We start from the raw sequence: 18,035 nt of genomic DNA, 5'->3' as shown, positions 1-18,035 counted from the left end.
TGCCCGGCTGAGCCGCCTCAGCCCTGCGCGATCCGGATCGCCGCCGCGGCCGCCAGCGGCGCCAGCGCCGCCGAGGCGACCAGCATCGCCGCCATCAGCAGCAGCGAGCCACTGGCATCCAGTCCCTGCGCGGCCGCCGCCACGCTGCCGGCCCCGAATACCAGCACCGGCACGTACAGCGGCAGGGCCAGCAGCGCCACCAGGATGCCCGAGCGCTTCAGGCCCACGGTCAGCGCCGCGACCACCGCGCCGAGCAGGCTCAGCACCGGCGTGCCCAGCAGCAGGGTCAGCATCAGCAGCGGCAGCTGCGCATGCGGCAGGTACAGGAATTCGCCCAGCGCCGGCACCACCAGCAGCAGCGGCACCGCGGTGGTCAGCCAGTGGCCGAAGGTGCGCACCGCCACCAGCCAGGCCAGCGGCACCGGCGCCAGTACCCACTGCTCCAGCGAGCCGTCCTCGGCATCGCCGCGGAACAGGCTGTCCAGCGAGAGCAGGCCGGCCAGCAGCACCGCCACCCAGATCGCGTAGGGGGCGACGAAATCGCGCAGCACCTGGCGGCCGCCGCCCAGCGCCAGGGCGAACATCACCACCACCAGAAGCGCGAACAGCGCCGGCTGCAGCGCGTCGCCGCGGCGGCGCCAGACCAGGCGCAGGTCGCGCAGCAGCAGGGCGCGGCCGGCCTGGAGCAGGGAGGGGCTGGAATCCGCCGGGGCCGCGCTCACCCAGCCACCCCGAGTTCGAGCATGCGCGTGCGCACCGGCGGGGCGGCGTAGGCGCCGTGGGTGGTCACCAGTGCGGCGCCGCCCTCGCGCAGGTGCGCGGAGATCATCCGGTTGACCAGGTTGATGCCGTCCAGGTCCAGGTTCGCGTAGGGCTCGTCGAGCAGCCACAGCGGCGCCGGCGCCAGCCACATCCGGGCCAGGCTGACGCGCTTCTTCTGCCCGGCCGACAGCTGGCGCGCCGGGGCGTCCTCGTAGCCGGCCATGCCGACGATGGCCAGGGCGTCAGCAGGATGCTGGTCCGGCCGGCGGCCATGCAGGCCGCACAGGAAGTCCAGGTTCTCCAGCACCGACAGCTCGCCCTTCAGCGCCGGCAGGTGGCCCAGGTAGGCGATCGCGTGGGCGCGCAGCGACGGTGCGGCGCGGTGGCCCTCGATCTCGATCCGGCCGGCGTCGGCGCGCAGCAGCCCGGCCAGCACCCGCAGCAGGGTGGTCTTGCCGCTGCCGTTGCTTCCCTGGACCAGCAGCGCCTCGCCGGCATCGACGGCGAAATCGAGCGGACCGAACACCGGCTCCTCGTTGCGGGCGAACGCCAGGCCATGGGCGGCCAGCAGCGGGGAAGGGGTCGAATCGGTCATCGGCGCGCATTGTAGCGGTGCACCCTGCGACGCAGGGCGCCCGGCCGGCGCCAGTGGCTGGACACACTTGTCGGATGCTGCTTCCCCGTACGCGCCGTCCCGATGGGGTCGCATTCGGTGGTGCGACGGCGCGGCGGCCGCCTCAACGCGGCCGCTGCACCCAGTCGACCCAGCCGGTGCGGTTGCCGGGCGGACGCTCGCGGTACATGCGAAGGCGCACGGGCGCGCCCCGTGGCCAGTGGAGGATGCCGGCCTGGTCGTGGCGGCGGGCCAGGGCGTCGGCGGTGGCCGCCTCCAGGCCGGCCACCAGCCAGCCGTGTTCTTCCCATTGCCCGTCGACGCTGCCGCCCACCGCAGGCCATGCCCGCAGTCCCCGGGCCCGCAGCCAGGCGTGCAGCGCGGCGTCGGCGGTCGCGTTGGCGCCTGCGTCCTGCGGTCGCGACTGCGGATTCCATGCGGTCACCAGGGTCCAGGTTGCGACGGCGCCGGGCGCGGCCGGCACCGCCGCGTCCAGCGCCGGGGCGGGCTCGCCGACGCGCAGCGGCAGCGACGCGCCCTCCACCTGCGCGCGGTAAACCGCGGCGAGGTAGGCCTCGAGCAGCGTCGTGGTGTCCACCGGCGGGATGCCTTCCTGTGCCATGCACCATCATCGCCGGCCATCGCCATTGCGTACACTCGGCCGTCCCGCTCCCACGCACTCCGGAACCGCGATGCCGCTGCAGATCCCGCCGACCAAGCTGCCCAGGGTGGGCACCACCATCTTCACCGTGATGTCGCAGCTGGCCGCCGAGCACGGCGCGGTGAACCTGGGGCAGGGCTTTCCCGACTTCGCGGTGCCGCAGCGCCTGGTCGACGAGCTGGACGCGGCCATGCGTGCCGGCCACAACCAGTACGCGCCGATGACCGGGGTGCCGGTGCTGCGCCAGGCCATCGCCGGCAAGGCGCTGCGCTGCTATGGCGCGCAGGTCGACCCCGACTCCGAGGTCACCGTGACCAGCGGCGCCACCGAGGCGATCTTCAACGCGATCCACGCGGTGGTGCGCCCGGGCGAGGAAGTGGTCGTGCTCGACCCCGCCTACGACTGCTACGAGCCGGCGATCGACCTGGCCGGCGCGCGCGCGGTGCACGTGCCGCTGGATCCGCTGACCTTCGCGGTGGACTGGGACCGGGTGCGCTCGGCGATCACGCCGAAGACCCGGCTGCTGATGGTCAACAGCCCGCACAACCCGTCCGGGGCGATGTTCTCGGCCGACGACATGCGCGCGCTGGCCGACCTGCTGCGCGGCACCGGTATCCTGCTCATCTCCGACGAGGTGTACGAGCACATCGTGTTCGACGGGCGCCGCCACGAGTCGGTGCTGCGCTGGCCGGAACTGCGCGAGCGCGCGTTCGTGGTGTCCAGCTTCGGCAAGACCTACCATTGCACCGGCTGGAAGATCGGCTACGCGATCGCGCCGGCCGCGCTGACCGCCGAGTTCCGCAAGGTCCACCAGTACAACGTGTTCTGCACCTTCGCCCCGGCCCAGCACGCGTTCGCCGCGATGATCCGCGACGAGCCCGAACACGATGAGCAGCTGGGCGCGTTCTACCAGGCCAAGCGCGACCGCTTCCGCGGGCAACTGCTCGGCACCCGGCTCAGGCCGCTGCCCGTGCCGGGTGGCTACTTCCAGCTGGTCGACTATTCGGCGGTCAGCGACCTGCCCGACCACGAGTTCGCGAAGTGGCTCACGGTGGAGAAGGGCGTGGCCGCGATTCCGCTGTCGCCGTTCTACGAAAGCCCGCCGCCGGGCCAGCGGCTGGCGCGGCTGTGCTTTGCCAAGAACGAAGCGACCCTGGACGCGGCGATCGAGCGGCTGCGGGAACTGTAGAGCGGGGCTCTGCCCCGCTGCTTCTTCTGGTCTTTTACAGCTCCGGTCACCGGAGCAGCGGGGCAAGCCCCGCTCTACGGAGATTGTCATGCAGGACTTGCGCATTTCCCTCGTCCAGGGCGACACCCGCTGGCACGACCCGGCGGCCAACCGCGACTACTACGGCGCGCTGGTCGCGCCGTTGGCCGGCGCGACCGACCTGGTGGTACTGCCCGAGACCTTCACCAGCGGCTTTTCCAATGACGCCATCGACAAGGCCGAGGGCATGGACGGACCGACCGTGGCCTGGATCCGCGGGCAGGCCCGCCTGCTCGATGCCGTGGTCACCGGCAGCGTCCAGTTGCGCACGGCCGAAGGCGTTTTCAATCGCCTGCTATGGGCCGCGCCCGACGGCGCCCTGGCGCACTACGACAAGCGCCACCTGTTCCGTTACGCCGGCGAGCACAAGCGCTATGCCGCCGGCCGCGAGCGGCTGTGCGTGGAGTTGAAGGGCTGGCGGATCAATCCGCAGGTCTGCTACGACCTGCGCTTCCCGGTGTTCTGCCGCAACCGCTACGACGTGGAGCGGCCGGGCGCGATGGATTTCGACCTGCAGCTCTTCGTCGCCAACTGGCCTTCGGCGCGGGCGCACGCATGGAAGACCCTGCTGCGCGCGCGGGCGATCGAGAACCTGTGCTACGTGGCGGCGGTGAACCGGGTCGGCACCGACGGCAACGGCCTGGCCTATGACGGCGACAGCGCGGTGATCGACTACCTCGGCCTGGCGCAGGTCGAGGCGCACGGGCGCGAGCAGGTGCTGACCACCACGTTGTCGGCCTCGGCGCTGGCCGCGCACCGCGAGCGGTTCCCGGCGATGCTGGACGCCGATGCGTTCGAGCTGCGCCCGTAGAGCGGGGCTTGGCCCGCTGCGGGTTGCCCACGTCGGTTCGCAAGCGGGGTAGCGGGGCAAGCCCCGCTCTACGCGGTGCGATATGCAAGCGGGATCGCGGGGCAAGCCCCGCTCTACGTGGTGCAATATTGATGGCCGGTCGCCGATGCCGGCCCGGTCGATCCGAGGAGACCTCGCCATGACCACGCCCGATCCGCTGCAGCTGGCCTGCCCGCAGTGCAACACGATCAACCGCGTGCCGGCGGCGAAGGTCGGCGACGACCCGGTCTGCGGACGCTGCCGTTCGCGGCTGTTTCCGGGCGCGCCGTTCGTGTTGGGGGCCGCCGGATTCGATGCCCATGCGCAGCGCTCGGACCTGCCGCTGCTGGTCGACTTCTGGGCGCCATGGTGCGGTCCCTGCCGGACGATGGCGCCGGCCTATGCGCAGGCCGCCGCCCTGCTCGAACCGCGGCTGCGCCTTGCCAAGGTGGACACCGAAGCCGAACCAGCGCTCGGTGCGCGTTTCGCGATCCGCAGCATTCCCACCCTGGCCCTGTTCCTGCGCGGCCGCGAGCTGGCGCGCCAGGCCGGGGCGTTGCCGCTGCAGGCGATCGTGCAGTGGACCCGCCAGCACCTGCCCAGTTGATGCCCCGGAGCACCGCCATGGACCAGATCCAGCAGTTCAGCCTCACCCTCCGCCAGGAAGCCGATGACCGTTCCGGCTACCTGTTCCGCGTGGCCTTCGACGACACCGCCATCCCCGACCTGCTGACCGACGAGCTGCCGCCGCTGGGCGCGGGCGCCGGTCCCAATCCCGCGCGCCTGCTCGCCGCCGCGGTCGCCAACTGCCTCAGCGCCAGCCTCCTGTTCGCGATGCGCAAGTTCCACAACGCGCCCGGACCGCTGACGACCCGGGCCACCGCGACCCTGGCCCGCAATGCGGGCGGCCGCTGGCGGGTGGCGCACATCCAGGCCGACCTGCAGCTGGCCGAGGCCGCCGCCGGGCATGAGCGCCTGGACCGGCTGCTGGCCCAGTTCGAGGACTTCTGCCTGGTCACCGAAAGCGTGCGCCAGGGCGTGCCGGTGACGGTCAGCGTCAGCGACGCGGACGGCGCGCTGCTGCACGGCACGCGCGCGGCGCCGGAGACGGCGACGGGCGCCTGAACGCCGGAGCGGATCCTCACGATGCAGCCGCACCTGGCTGCTATATCCTCGGCCCACCTTCCGCCGTTACCCAACGCGAGGCCGCCATGTCCACTCTTTCCCGCCAGACGATCCTGTGCGCCGCACTGCCGTTCCTGATCGCGCTCGCGCCGGCCGCGCAGGCCGCCGGCAATGTCGACTGCAAGCTGCGCTTCAACCTCGAGGGCTGGTCGGCCTTCTACAAGACCGCCAAGGGCACCGGCACGATCACCTGCGACGACGGCAGCAGCCTGCCGGTGAGCATCAGCGCCAAGGGCGGCGGCATCACCTTCGGCAAGTCCAAGATCGAGAACGGTGTCGGTGAGTTCTCCGGCGTGTCCAGCATCCGCGAAACGCTCGGGACCTATGCCGCGGCCGAAGCGCATGCCGGCGCGGTCAAGTCGAGCAAGGCCCAGGTGATGACCAAGGGCGAGGTGTCACTGGCCCTGGCCGGCACCGGGCAGGGCTGGGACCTGGGCGTGGCCTTCGGCAACTTCGTGATAGAGCCACGCTGATCGTGGCAGAGCGGGGCTTGCCCCGCTGAAACAACCAGCCCCGCTTGTTGCGGGGCTGGGTGGCGTCGCCTGAAGGGAGAGGAGCAGCGGGGCAAGCCCCGCTCTACGCGTTGAGCGTGGCCTGGCCGGCGCAATGCACCGGGTCGGCCGGTATTGTCGGCGAGGCCTCAGCCCTGGCCGCGCGGACCGCGGTTGCCGCCGCGCGGCGCCCCACCGGGACGCCCTCCGGGGCGGGCACCGCCACCGGGACGCGCATTGCCACCGCCGCCGGGACGACCGCCCGGGCGCGCCTGGGCGTTGCCGCCGCCGGGACGGGGACCGCGCGGGCCACGCGCAGGGCCCGGATGGGCACCGGGCGTGGCATGGTCGGACGGGAAGTGAGGGGCGTTGCCCGGATGGCCGTAGGGGCGGGGCTTGCGCGCGCCGGCACCGGCGCCTTGGCCCTGACCCTGGCCGCCGCCAGCGTATCCGCCGCCGCCGCCGCCGGAGCGGCCACCCGGCTTGCCGCCGGGCTTGCCATAGCGTGGCTTGCCGCCCGGACCGGCGTTGCGATGGCCGCTCGGGCCGGTATCCACGCCCTCGGGTACGTACCAGGTGCGGAACGCGGCGGGATTGCCCTCGGGCAACGCCCGCGCGCCCTTGTCCTTGCGCTGCTTGAACGGCTTCTGCGACTGCTTGGCCGCCATTTCGCCGCTGACGGTCAGCCCGCCGTGCGGCTTCTTGTTGCCGCGGCCGCCACGCCGGTCCTCGCGCACATGGTCGAAGCGACGCAGTTCGCGGCCTTCGTCGGCGGTGTTGTGGCCGTTGACGTAAGCCTGGCCGGGGCCGCGCTCGCGGCCCACGTGCACGGTCGCCTTGGCCGCGCGGCGCTGGCCGATCACCGGCTGCAGGGTGAGGGTGGAGTCGCTGTTGTCCTCCAGCGCCAGTTGCTTGCGCAGCGCCTCGACCTGGGCCTCCGGCAGCTCCTGCGACTGGCCGCGCAGCAGTTCGCGCGGCAGCGACACGCTGCCATAGCGCACGCGCTTGAGGCGGCTGACCTGGCAGCCCTGCGATTCCCACAGGCGCCGCACCTCGCGGTTGCGGCCTTCCTTGACGACCACGCTGAACCAGTCGTGGCGGCCCTCGCCGGACGCGCTGGTGCCGCCGATGCGCTCGATCCTGTCGAACTTGGCCGGGCCATCCTCCAGCGCGACGCCGCGGGCGAGGCGGTCGACGATGTTGTCCGGCACGCTGTCCTGGCCTTCGGGCGCGCGCACGCGCACCACGTACTCGCGCTCGACCTCGTGCGAGGGATGCATCATCGCGTTGGCGATCTCGCCATCGGTGGTCAGCAGCAGCAGGCCGGTGGTGTTGATGTCCAGGCGGCCGATGGCGATCCAGCGCGCACCCTTCAGGCGCGGCAGCGCCTCGAAGATGGTCGGGCGGCCTTCGGGGTCTTCGCGGGTCGTGACCTCGCCTTCGGGCTTGTTGTAGACGAGCACGCGCGCCGGTTCGGTCAGGGCCGAGGCGACGAAGGCCTTGCCGTCCAGTTCGACGCGGTCGCCGCTGCGGATGCTCTGGCCGACCTGGGCGACCTCGCCGTTGACCTTGACCAGGCCGTCGGCGATGCGCTGCTCCAGGGCGCGGCGCGAGCCGAGCCCGGCCTGGGCCAGGACCTTGTGCAGGCGTTCTTCGGCCTTGGCCGCCGGCGCTGCGGTGTCGTCTGCGCGCTTGAGCGAGAGCTTGCCCAGGGGCTTGCGGGGGGTTGGATCAGTCATTGGATCTTGCTCCGGCCGGCGTCTTCTTCGTCGGCCTGTGTTTCGGGATCGCCGGGGGCGTCATCGGCCCCGGGCGCGGTTGAAGTGGGGTGTCCGTCGTCGTCGCCGGAGGCTTCGGCACGGTCGCCCGTGTCGAGGTCGGCGTGATCATCGGTGTCGACCTGGCCGGCGGTGCCGGCATCGGCATCGTTGGCGGCAAGGCCGTCGTCGTCCGCCGGTGCCCGGTCCGCATCGTCGTCCTGGTCCTGGGCGTGGTCCTGGTCGGCGCCGGCAATGCCGGCCTGCGCCGGCGCCTGGTCGGGATCCAGCGGCAGCTGGGGTTCCAGTTCGCCGATGTCCTTCAGCTCGGACAACGGCGGCAGTTCGTCCAGGCGCTTGAGCCCGAAGTAATCGAGGAAGCCGCGGGTGGTGCCGTACAGCGCCGGGCGCCCGGGCACGTCGCGATGGCCGACCACGCGGATCCACTCGCGCTCTTCCAGCGCCTGGATGATGTTGCTGCTCACCGCCACGCCGCGCACCTGCTCGATCTCGCCGCGGGTGATCGGTTGCCGGTAGGCGATCAGCGCCAGCGTTTCCAGGGTGGCGCGGGTGTACTTGGTCTTGCGCTCGGTCCACAGCCGCGCGACCCAGCCGTGCACGTCCGCCTTGACCTGGTAGCGGAAGCCGGAGGCGACTTCCACCAGCTCCACGCCGCGGTCGGCGCAGGCCTCGCGCAGGTGCTCGAGCGCCGCCTCGACGCTGCCCGGCGGCGCCGGGGCGTCCTCGGGGAACAGCGCGTGCAGCTGGGCCAGCGCCAGCGGCTGGTTGGCCGCCAGCAGGGCGGCCTCGACGATACGGTTGATCAGCGCCTGGTCCATGGATCCCGCAGGTTCTGGTGGAAGGGGCGGCCGGGCATCAGCCCGCGGCCGGTTCGTTGGCGGCATCGCCGTCGTCGAACTCGCTGTGGAACTGCAGCGGTTCGTTGGTGTTGCCGATCGCCAGCGACTTGACGTAGATCGGCGCCAGCGGGGCGTCCTGGACGATGTCCAGCAGCTGCTCCTTGGCCAGTTCCAGCAGCGCCAGGAAGGTGACCAGCACGCCGAGCTTGCCTTCCTCGGGGGAGAACAGCGCCTCGAAGCGGTGGAAGCGGCCGTCGTCCAGGCGCTGCAGCACGTCGCCCATGCGCTGGCGCACGCTCAGCGCCTCGCGCTTGATGTGGTGGCCGCTGAACAGCTCGGCGCGCTTGAGCACGTCGTGCAGGGCCAGCAGCATCTCGCGCAGGTCCACCGGGGGCGGCAGGCGGACCACCGCCCGGTCCGGCACGAACGCCTGCACCGGGGTGGTGTCGCGGTCCTGGCGGGGCAGGGCGTCGATGTCCTCGGCGGCCTGCTTGAAGCGCTCGTACTCCTGCAACCGGCGGACCAGTTCGGCGCGCGGGTCGGCTTCCTCGCCGTCCTCGCTCACCGGCCGCGGCAGCAGCATCCGCGACTTGATCTCGGCCAGGATCGCGGCCATGAGCAGGTACTCGGCCGCCAGCTCGAAGCGCAGCTCGCGCATCACGTTGATGTAGTCCACGTACTGCCGGGTGATCTCGGCGACGGGGATGTCCAGGATGTCGAGGTTCTGCCGGCGGATCAGGTACAGCAGCAGGTCCAGCGGGCCTTCGAAGGCATCGAGGATGACCTCCAGCGCGTCCGGCGGGATGTACAGGTCCTGCGGGATCTGCAGCAGCGGCTGGCCATGGACCATCGCCAGCGGCATTTCCTGCTGCTGCGGGTTCGAGGTCGCCTGCACTGTCAAGGTCGCGTCTTGCGCGGGTTCGGAACTCATCTGCTCGAAAGCCATGCCCGGGACGGGGCGCACCAAGACGTGCCCGCGGGCGGGAACGTGGTGCCACCTGCTGGAGGCGGACGTCGCCGGGTCAACGGGACGGGCGCCGCTACATGCACATCAAATACGGGCGCGGCGCCGCGGGGGAGGCGGCGGCCGACAGCCGGGAGGTCGTCTGCGTGTGGCGGGGTGGGGCAGCGATCGGTCGCCGTGGGTGGCTGGCACCCTCTTGGCGGGGTGTCCGGCGGGGTTCCCTTGCCGGCGGGCCGCTGCTTCCGGCCAACGTGTGAAGCAAGGGTAAGCGCTGGCGCACGCGGCTGTCCAGCGGCCCGGGGACATGCGGGATGCGCGGACGGGCGCCGTACAGGCAAGCCGACCGGCCACCCGCCGAACTGGACCGGACATCGACGACAAGTCCGCGAGGGGCGAACGCATGGCCCGTCCACTTCCCGCGCGGCCAGGCTGGCGGCCGTACGTGGATGGCATCGGGATTTGTGCAGCGCAACATCAAGCATGTCGGGTATCGTATTGATCCAAGAGATATTCCCGCGCGCGTTGCGGGCTTTCAAGTCGGGTTGAAAACGATTACAGTGCCGCAGCCGGTCGCCTCCCTGCGATCGGGAGGGAGCGGGATGGGGCGTCAGGCGGTCACGATCCGCGATGTCGCGCGCGAGGCCAATGTCTCCGTGGCGACCGTGTCGCGTGCCCTCAACGGGCACAGCAACGTCGCCGAGCCGGTGCGCCGGCAGGTGCTGGAGGTGGCCAACCGGCTGCGCTACAGCCCCCACGCCGCCGCGCGCAGCCTCAGCAGCCGCAGTACCCAGACCGTCGGCGTGGTCCTGCCGGACGTGCATGGCGAGTTCTTCTCCGAGCTGATCCGCGGCATCGACTCGCTGGCGCGCACCTCCGGCCGCCACCTGCTGCTGTCGAGTTACCACGGCGATCCCGAAGAGCAGGCCGCCGCGCTTCGCGCGATGCGCGGCCGCGTGGACGGACTGCTGGTGATGTCGCCCTACGCCGGGCAGCCGGGCTTCCTCGCCGAGAACCTGCCGCAACTGCCGGTAGTGCTGATCAACACGCAACAGGACGCGCCCGCCTGGCCGGTGTTCGAGGTCGACAACCATGCCGGCGCGCTGGCGATGACCCGCCACCTGCTCTCGCTCGGCCACCGGCACCTCGCCTTCGTCGGCGGGCCGGAACACAACCACGATGCGCGCGAGCGCCTGCGCGGCTTCCGCGATGCGATCGCGGCGCAGGAAGGGGCGCGCGGCAGCGAATTCGACGGCGAGTTCGACGAGGCCTCGGGCCATCGCGCCGGCGGGCAGATCCTGGCGCTGGCGCAGCGGCCGGACGCCGTGTTCGCGGCCAACGACATGATGGCGCTGGGCTGCCTGTACGCGTTCGCGCAGGCAGGGCTCGCGGTACCGGACGACATCGCGCTGGCCGGGTTCGACGACATCCCGCTCGCGCGTTTCGTTCACCCTTCGTTGACCACGATGCGGGTGAGTATCGCCGAACTCGGCGCCAGTGCGCTCAAGCGCCTGCTGGTGCAGATCGACGCCGACGAAGCGGCGGCAGCCGAGCGCCACGTGCTGACGCCCGAGCTGGTCGTGCGCCAGTCGAGCGGCGGGAGGGCGGCAACCGCGCCCGCCAGGAAGAAACGTTCGGACGGATAACCAGAAAAATCGCTCGAAGCCGAGCACCCACGCTGCATCGTCCTGGGAGGGAAGATCGATGAAAGGCAACTACAAGGGCGCACCCGCGCGCAGCCTGCTGGCCATGGCGCTGGCAGGCGGCCTGGCGCTGGGCGCGGCGCCGGCGATGGCGCAGAGCACCGGCGCCACCATCCGCGGCCAGGTGATGGCCGATTCCGCACCGGCGGCCAACGCCCAGGTGATCGTCGTCAACCCGGCCACGGGACTGCGCAGGACCGTGCAGGCGTCGGAGGACGGCCGCTACGCGGTCGCCGGCCTGCCACCGGGCACCTACCGCATCGAAGTGCAGTCGGGCGGGCAGACCACCACCCGCGAGCTGACGGTGCAGGTCGGCCAGACCGCCACCGTGGACCTGGGCGTGGGCGGGGTGGCCGAAACCGCGACGACGGGCGAGGCGACCACGCTGGACGCGGTGCAGGTGGTCGGCGCGGCGGTGGAGACGCGCACCTCCGAGGTGGCCACCTACATCAGCAACAAGCAGATCGAGGCGTTGCCGCAGAACAGCCGCAACTTCCTGGCGTTCGCCGATACCGTGCCCGGCGTGCAGTTCATCACCGACGCCAGCGGCAACACCCGGCTGCGCTCCGGCGCGCAGAGCGCCAACGCGGTCAATGTGTTCATCGATGGCGTGGGCCAGAAGAACTACGTCACCACCGGCGGCATCAGTGGCCAGGACACCAGCCGCGGCAACCCGTTCCCGCAGTCGGCTATCGGCGAGTACAAGGTCATCACCCAGAACTACAAGGCCGAGTACGACCAGCTCAGCAGCGCGGCGGTCGTGGCCGCGACCCGTTCGGGTAGCAACGAGTTCCAGGGCAGCTTCTTCTGGGACTACACGATGACCGACTGGCGCGCGGCCACCGACTTCGAGAAGCGGCCAGGCGCCACCAAGGCCGAGAGCAAGCAGGAGCAGTACGGCGTGTCCTTCGGCGGGCCGATCGTGCAGGACCGCGCGCACTTCTTCCTGGCCTACGAGGCCAAGGAGTTCAGCACCCCCAAGACCTTCCGGATCGGCGGCGGCTACGACGTCGGCGACCTGCCGCCGGAGTTGCAGGAGCAGTTCGGGTCGGGCACCTATACCTCGCCGTTCAAGGAGGACCTGTACTTCGGCAAGATCGACTGGCTGGTGGGCGAGAACCATTACTTCGAACTGACCGGCAAGTACCGCGACGAAAGCGAGACCATCCAGGTCGGCGACGAGCGCCTGCCGCCAGCGGGCACGTACAACACCAACCAAGAGACGCGGGTGGACCTGCGCTACCAGCTGACGGCGGGCGACTGGCTCAACGACGCGCACATCACCTACGAGGACGCTTTCTGGAGCCCGGAGCCGGCCAACTTCGTCCCGGGCTACTACCTGGTCACGGGCAACGGCGGCACCTCGCGCGACGGCACCCTCATCGTCCGCAGCGGCGGTGGCGACAACTACCAGGACAAGGGGCAGAAGGGCTGGTCGTTCCAGGACGACCTGACCTTCACCGGCATCAGCGGCCACACGATCAAGATGGGCGTGAAGTACAAGCGCGTGGACCTGGAGACGCTGGAGCAGAACAGGTACAACCCGCAGTTCTTCTATGACGTCAACGAAAGCCTGACGGTGCCGATCCGGGTGCAGTTCGGTGCGCCGGTCGCCGGCTTCGGCGACGGAACGGCAAGCTCGGACAACAGCCAGTTCGGCATCTACATCCAGGACGACTGGGAGGTCAACGACCACCTCACCCTGAACCTGGGCGTCCGCTGGGACGTGGAAAGCACGCCCGCATACGAGGATTACGTCACCCCGGCCGAAGTGGTCACGGCGCTGCAGAACTCGAACACCAACCTGCCCAACTCGGGCGTCGACATCAACGACTACATCAGCACCGGCGGCAACCGCGACCCGGACCGCAACAACTGGGCCCCGCGCTTCGGCTTCTCCTACGACCTCAACGCCGACCAGCGCCACGTGATCTTCGGCGGCGCCGGCAGGTCCTACGACCGCAACCTGTTCGACTACCTGCAGAACGAGATATCCAAGGCCAGCTGGGGCCAGTACGTCTACGACTTCAACACCGCGCTGCATCCCTGCGACACGGCCACCAGCGCGCCCTGCCGCGAATGGGACCCGCGCTACCTCGACCCGGACTACCTGCGCAGCACCAGCGTCAGCGGCGCCGGTCGCGAGGTGTTCCTGATGGACAACAACCTCGTGGTGCCGTACTCGGACCAGTTCGGCCTGGGCATGCGCAACGCGTTCGAAGTCCTCGGGCATGACTGGCAGACCGAGGTGATGTATTCCTACGTGCGCAGCCACGACGGCATCGCGTTCCTGCTCGGCAACCGTCGCCCGGATGGGCTGTTCTTCCCGCCGACGCCGCCGGACGCGACCGATCCGCCGCCGTGGGGGCAGGGCTTCGCGCCGTTCTCGAACCTGATCCTGGGACAGAACGCGCTGGAGACGAAGACCAACTCGGTGTACGTCAAGCTCGAGAAGCCCTATACCCGGTCGTCCGGCTGGGCGGCGACTTTCGCCTACACCTACACCGACTCCGAGCAGAACAGCCCGATCGACGGGTTTCCCGGTGCGTTCAACGCCGAGCGGATCGAAGACTACGGCTGGTTCCCGGGCAAGGTCCCCAAGAACCGGGTCGTGGCCTCCGGCATCTGGGATGGTCCGTGGGACCTGACTTTCTCCGGCAAGGGCGTGTGGTCCGACGCGACGCCGCGCTACTACCAGAACTGCAACGTCTCGGCCTGGGCCTACTGCTATTTCGACAGCTACACGCCCGACGACGACTTCAAGCAGGTCGACGTGGCGGTCGAGAAGGTGTTCGATACCGGCAGCAACGTGGCGCTGCGGCTGCGCTTCGACGTGCTCAACATTTTCGACTGGACCAACTATTCCGGTTACGAAGACTGGCGCGGCGGTGCGGGCGAGCCGCAGAATCCGCTGTGGGGCACGCCGAACGCCATCGCATTGCCGACGCGTACCTTCAAGCTGTCGATCGGTATCGACTGGTGAGGTCACGACGGCCTGCCGGGTCACCTCTCCCGCCAGGCAGGCCCGTCGCGCTTCACCCCGCCCGTGCGCCGTCAGGCGCCGGGCGGGGGCGGGGCAGGCAAGTGGATCCAGGGGGCGGGTAACAGGGGAGTATGGCGTGAGCGCGCGGCAGCTGAAGATCGGGGCACTGGTGGCGGTAGCAGTCTGGCTGCTGGCCGCGTGCGGCCGGGAGCCGCCGCCCCCGCCGCCGGAGCCGGCCGCGCCCAAGCCCGACGTCGTGCTGATCGAGCCGGTGCTGCCGGAGCGGCCGCCGCGGCCCGAGTTGCCGCCGCTGTTCCGCGACATCGAGAAGCGCACCTTCCAGTTCTTCTGGGACACGACCAACGAACGCAACGGCCTGACTCCCGACCGCTACCCGTCGCGGCCGTTCGCCAGCGTCGCCTCGATCGGCTACGCGCTCACGGCCTATCCGATCGGCATCGAGAACGGCTGGGTCAGCCGCACCCAGGCCGTGGACCGGACCCTGACCACCCTGCGCTTCCTGCGCGACATCCCGCAGGGGCCGCAGCGGACCGGCAAGGGAGGCTACAAGGGCTTCTACTACCACTTCCTGGACATGCAGCAGGGCCATCGCTACGACAGCTGGGTGGAGCTGTCCAGCGTCGACACGGCGCTGCTGATGATGGGCGTGCTCTTCGCGCAGGCCTACTACGACAGCGACGATCCGCGCGAGCGGGAGATCCGGCGCATCGCCGACCAGCTCTACCGCAAGGTGGACTGGACCTGGCTGCAGCAGCGCGAACCGCTGATATCGATGGGCTGGTTCCCGGAGAGCGGTTTCATCGTCCATGACTGGATGGGCTACAACGAGGCCATGCTGCTCTACGTGCTGGCGCTCGGCTCGCCGACGCACGCCGTGAGCCCGGATGCGTGGACCGTGTGGACGCGCACCTACGACCATGACTGGGGCGTTTACTACGGCCAGGAGTACCTGTCGTTCGGGCCGCTGTTCGGCCACCAGTACAGCCATGTCTGGATCGACTACCGGGACATCCAGGACCAGTACATGCGCGAGCGCGGGATCGACTACTTCCTCAACAGCCGCCGCGCGGCGCTGGCCCACCGCGAGTATGCGATCGCCAACCCGATGAAGTGGAAGGACTACGGCGAGAACGTCTGGGGCCTGACCGCCAGCGACGGCCCGCAGAATACCCGCCAGATCTACCGCGGCGAAGAGCGGGAGTTCCGCCATTACTCCTCGCGTGGCGCAGGGCTGCGCGAGAACTTCGACGACGGCACGATCGCGCCGACCGCGGCGATCTCCTCGATCGTGTTCGCGCCCGAGGTCGTGATCCCGGCCACCGAGGAGATGCACCGCCGCTACGGCGACTACCTGTACTCGAGCTACGGATTCCTCGATTCGTTCAATCCCAGCTTCGACTTCGAGATTCCGCTCAAGACCGGCCGCCTGGTGCCGGGCAAGGGCTGGGTGGCCAGCGACTACATCGGCATCGACCAGGGGCCGATCCTGGCGATGATCGCCAATTACCGCAACGAGTTCGTCTGGACCGTGATGAAGAAGAGCCCGTACATCCGCAAGGGCCTGGAGCAGGCCGGGTTCCGCGGGGGCTGGCTCACCCCGGAGGAGGAAGCCGGGCAGGGCGGGTCGTCCGTGCCGGGCGCCGGCGACGCGCGCGCGCTGGGCATGGCCGAATCGCGCGCCGCGGCCGCCGAGGCACAGGCCAAGCAGGAGCAGCCCGCCAGCAACCGGGCGCAGCCGCCCCCGTGAGCGCGAGGCGACGCTGGCGATGGGCGTCCGCCTGCGCGGTCGCCTCCCTGGTCGTGCTATTGTCCGCCTGCACGCGCGACCGGCAGGAGCCACTGCGCTTCTGGGCCATGGGCCGCGAAGCGGAAGTGGTCGCCGAACTGATTCCGGAGTTCGAGCGCGAGACCGGCATCGACGTCGAGATCCAGCAGATTCCATGGACCGCGGCGCACGAGAAGCTGCTGACCGCCTTCGCCGCGCAGGGGCTGCCCGATGTGTGCCAGCTCGGCAACACCTGGCTGCCGGAGTTCGCCGCGCTGGGCGTGCTCGAGCCGCTGCAGCCGTTCGTCGATGCCTCCAGCGTGGTCGACCCGGACGACTTCTTCCCGGGCATCTGGGACACCAGCGTGATCGACGGCCAGCTGCTGGGCATCCCCTGGTACGTGGACACGCGCCTGCTGTTCTACCGCAAGGACCTGCTGCGCGAGGCCGGCGTGCAGCGGCCGCCCCGGACCTGGGCCGAGTGGGAGCAGGCGATGGCCGCGGTCAAGGCCCACGTCGGGCCGGACCGCTACGCGATCCTGATGCCGCTCAACGAATTCGAGCAGCAGCTGTCCTTCGCCCTGCAGCAGGACGATCCGCTGCTGCGCGACCACGGCACGCGCGGCAACTTCCAGAGCCCCGGCTTCCGCCGCGCGCTGGCGTTCTACGCCAACATGTTCGAGCAGGGCTGGGCGCCGAAGATGTCCGAAACCCAGATCTCCAACGTCTGGGACGAGTTCTTCAACGGGTTCTATGCCTTCTACCTGTCCGGCCCCTGGAACATCCGCGAATTCCGCAAGCGCCAGCCACCGGGGCTGGAAGGACAGTGGGGCACGATGCCCTTGCCGGGTCCCGACGGCCCGGGCGCGGGCATCGCCGGCGGCACCAGCCTGGTGATCTTCCGTGATTCGCCGCGGCAGCAGCAGGCGTGGAAGCTGATCGAGTTCCTGTCCCGGCCGGACATCCAGCAGCGTTTCCACGCGATGATCGGCGACCTGCCGCCCCGGCGCAGCACCTGGGAGCATCCGGCGCTGGCGCAGGACGAGTTCGCCCGTGCCTTCCGCGACCAGCTCGAGCGGGTCAAGCCCACGCCGAAGGTGCTGGAGTGGGAGCGGATCGTGCAGGAGATGCGCATCGCCACCGAGCGGGTGGTGCGGGGCGGACAGCCGCAGGAACAGGCGCTGGCGGAACTGGACCGGCGGGTCGACGCGATCCTCGAGAAGCGGCGCTGGATGTACGAGCGCGACCACGCCGATGCCACGGCGGAGCAGGCCCCATGAAGCGCTCGCTCGCAGGCTGGATGTTCGCCGGGCCGGCGCTGCTGGTGATCGGCGTCTTCTTCGGCCTGCCGGTGCTGTCGGCGCTGGCCCTGAGCCTGACCGACTTCGACCTGTATGCCCTGGCGGACCGAAGCAACCTGCGCTTCATCGGCCTAGACAACTACCTGGAGTTGCTGCGCACGCCGATGTTCTGGAAGTCGCTCTGGAACACCACCTACTTCGTGGTGGTCGGCGTGCCGCTGTCGATCGCCGTGTCGCTGGGCGCGGCGCTGCTGCTCAACGCGCCGGCGGCGCGGTTCAAGGCGCTGTACCGCACCGCCCTGTTCGCGCCGGTGGTGACCACCCTGGTCGCGGTTGCGGTGATCTGGCGCTACCTGTTCCATACCAGCTACGGGCTGGTGAACTGGGCGCTGGGCCACGTGGGCATTTCGCCGGTGGACTGGCTGGGCGACCCGCGCTGGGCCATGCCTACGATCATCCTGTTCGCGGTGTGGAAGAACTTCGGCTACAACATGGTGATCTTCCTGGCCGGGCTGCAGGCGATTCCGCAGGACCTCTACGAGGCGGCGCGCATCGACGGCGCCTCGCGCTGGCAGCAATTCCTGCATATCACCCTGCCGCAGCTCGGCCCGGTACTGCTGGTGGTCGGGGTGATCACCGTTTCGGGTTACTTCCAGCTGTTCGCCGAGCCCTATGTGATGACCCGCGGCGACCCGCTGCAGAGCACGGTCAGCGTGCTGTACTTCATGTTCGAGGAAGGCTTCAAGTGGTGGAACCTGGGCCGCGCTTCGGCGGTGGCGTTCCTGCTGTTCCTGATCATCCTGGGCGTGACCACGGCCATGCTGCGCTTCGGCCGGCGCAAGGAGCTGGTATGAGGCGGTGGGCGCGGGAGGAGGG

The 18,035-nt window shown here is 70.2% G+C and carries 15 protein-coding genes and 1 pseudogene; 10 read left to right on the top strand and 6 right to left on the bottom strand.

Annotated features, from left to right (window positions below):
- Positions 1 to 17: 17 nt before the first annotated feature.
- The 3 genes from ccmB to CSC66_RS02250 form a co-directional block, all read right to left on the bottom strand.
- A complete protein-coding gene (ccmB, locus tag CSC66_RS02260; RefSeq protein ID WP_162375735.1) occupies positions 18 to 722 on the bottom strand; it encodes a heme exporter protein CcmB in 705 nt (234 codons plus the stop codon).
- Positions 719 to 1,357, bottom strand: coding sequence for a heme ABC exporter ATP-binding protein CcmA (gene ccmA, locus CSC66_RS02255; RefSeq protein WP_162375734.1), 639 nt, complete (start codon positions 1,355 to 1,357; stop codon positions 719 to 721). Before ccmA ends, ccmB begins: the two co-directional genes overlap by 4 nt.
- Positions 1,358 to 1,499: 142 nt before the next feature.
- Positions 1,500 to 1,997: a DUF3293 domain-containing protein gene (locus CSC66_RS02250; RefSeq protein WP_162375733.1), complete on the bottom strand. Its 498-nt coding sequence runs from the start codon at positions 1,995 to 1,997 to the stop codon at positions 1,500 to 1,502.
- Positions 1,998 to 2,067: 70 nt separating this feature from the next.
- Here CSC66_RS02250 and CSC66_RS02245 point away from each other — a divergent pair, with 70 nt between their 5' ends.
- The 5 genes from CSC66_RS02245 to CSC66_RS02225 all read left to right on the top strand — a co-directional run bounded on the left by CSC66_RS02245 (position 2,068) and on the right by CSC66_RS02225 (position 5,790).
- Positions 2,068 to 3,225 carry a pyridoxal phosphate-dependent aminotransferase gene (locus CSC66_RS02245; protein WP_162375732.1) on the top strand — a complete coding sequence of 386 codons (1,158 nt, stop codon included), beginning with the start codon at positions 2,068 to 2,070 and terminating at the stop codon, positions 3,223 to 3,225.
- A gap of 88 nt (positions 3,226 to 3,313) precedes the next feature.
- The gene (locus CSC66_RS02240) at positions 3,314 to 4,114 is read left to right on the top strand and encodes an amidohydrolase (protein WP_162375731.1); all 801 of its coding nucleotides are present in this window, start codon (positions 3,314 to 3,316) and stop codon (positions 4,112 to 4,114) included.
- A 178-nt stretch (positions 4,115 to 4,292) separates the two neighbouring features.
- The gene (trxC, locus tag CSC66_RS02235) at positions 4,293 to 4,739 is read left to right on the top strand and encodes a thioredoxin TrxC (RefSeq protein WP_162375730.1); all 447 of its coding nucleotides are present in this window, start codon (positions 4,293 to 4,295) and stop codon (positions 4,737 to 4,739) included.
- A gap of 17 nt (positions 4,740 to 4,756) precedes the next feature.
- Entirely contained in the window at positions 4,757 to 5,257 is a 501-nt protein-coding gene (locus CSC66_RS02230; RefSeq protein WP_162375729.1) for an OsmC family protein, read from the top strand.
- An 86-nt stretch (positions 5,258 to 5,343) separates the two neighbouring features.
- Positions 5,344 to 5,790, top strand: coding sequence for a hypothetical protein (locus CSC66_RS02225; protein ID WP_162375728.1), 447 nt, complete (start codon positions 5,344 to 5,346; stop codon positions 5,788 to 5,790).
- Positions 5,791 to 5,957: 167 nt separating this feature from the next.
- On the opposite strand, the gene CSC66_RS02220 is transcribed toward CSC66_RS02225, so the two are convergent.
- The 3 genes and pseudogenes from CSC66_RS02220 to CSC66_RS02210 all read right to left on the bottom strand — a co-directional run bounded on the left by CSC66_RS02220 (position 5,958) and on the right by CSC66_RS02210 (position 9,356).
- Complete coding sequence (locus tag CSC66_RS02220; protein WP_162375727.1) at positions 5,958 to 7,547, bottom strand: pseudouridine synthase; 1,590 nt, start codon at positions 7,545 to 7,547, stop codon at positions 5,958 to 5,960.
- Between the two features lie 29 nt (positions 7,548 to 7,576).
- Positions 7,577 to 8,470, bottom strand: a pseudogene (gene scpB, locus CSC66_RS17775) (SMC-Scp complex subunit ScpB); the annotation flags it as partial.
- Positions 8,442 to 9,356 (bottom strand): segregation and condensation protein A, encoded by a 915-nt coding sequence (locus tag CSC66_RS02210; RefSeq protein ID WP_162375725.1) that lies wholly within the window; start codon positions 9,354 to 9,356, stop codon positions 8,442 to 8,444. The pseudogene scpB and the gene CSC66_RS02210, both read right to left, overlap by 29 nt.
- A gap of 632 nt (positions 9,357 to 9,988) precedes the next feature.
- Here CSC66_RS02210 and CSC66_RS02205 point away from each other — a divergent pair.
- The 5 genes from CSC66_RS02205 (at position 9,989) to CSC66_RS02185 (ending at position 18,013) form a co-directional block, all read left to right on the top strand.
- Entirely contained in the window at positions 9,989 to 11,032 is a 1,044-nt protein-coding gene (locus CSC66_RS02205) for a LacI family DNA-binding transcriptional regulator (protein WP_162375724.1), read from the top strand.
- Between the two features lie 58 nt (positions 11,033 to 11,090).
- The gene (locus CSC66_RS02200) at positions 11,091 to 14,072 is read left to right on the top strand and encodes a TonB-dependent receptor (RefSeq protein WP_162375723.1); all 2,982 of its coding nucleotides are present in this window, start codon (positions 11,091 to 11,093) and stop codon (positions 14,070 to 14,072) included.
- Between the two features lie 136 nt (positions 14,073 to 14,208).
- Positions 14,209 to 15,840, top strand: a complete 1,632-nt coding sequence (locus tag CSC66_RS02195; protein ID WP_379655900.1) for a glucoamylase family protein — start codon at positions 14,209 to 14,211, stop codon at positions 15,838 to 15,840.
- 47 nt (positions 15,841 to 15,887) lie between these two features.
- Positions 15,888 to 17,138, top strand: coding sequence for a sugar ABC transporter substrate-binding protein (locus tag CSC66_RS02190; protein WP_238394226.1), 1,251 nt, complete (start codon positions 15,888 to 15,890; stop codon positions 17,136 to 17,138).
- Complete coding sequence (locus CSC66_RS02185) at positions 17,135 to 18,013, top strand: carbohydrate ABC transporter permease (protein ID WP_162375722.1); 879 nt, start codon at positions 17,135 to 17,137, stop codon at positions 18,011 to 18,013. The genes CSC66_RS02190 and CSC66_RS02185 overlap by 4 nt, the downstream gene beginning before the upstream one ends.
- Positions 18,014 to 18,035 lie beyond the last annotated feature (22 nt).

It is taken from the genome of Pseudoxanthomonas kaohsiungensis (assembly GCF_010211765.1).
In the GTDB taxonomy this organism is placed as follows: Bacteria; Pseudomonadota; Gammaproteobacteria; order Xanthomonadales; family Xanthomonadaceae; genus Pseudoxanthomonas; species Pseudoxanthomonas kaohsiungensis.
This window is presented reverse-complemented; position numbering and strand designations above follow the sequence as displayed.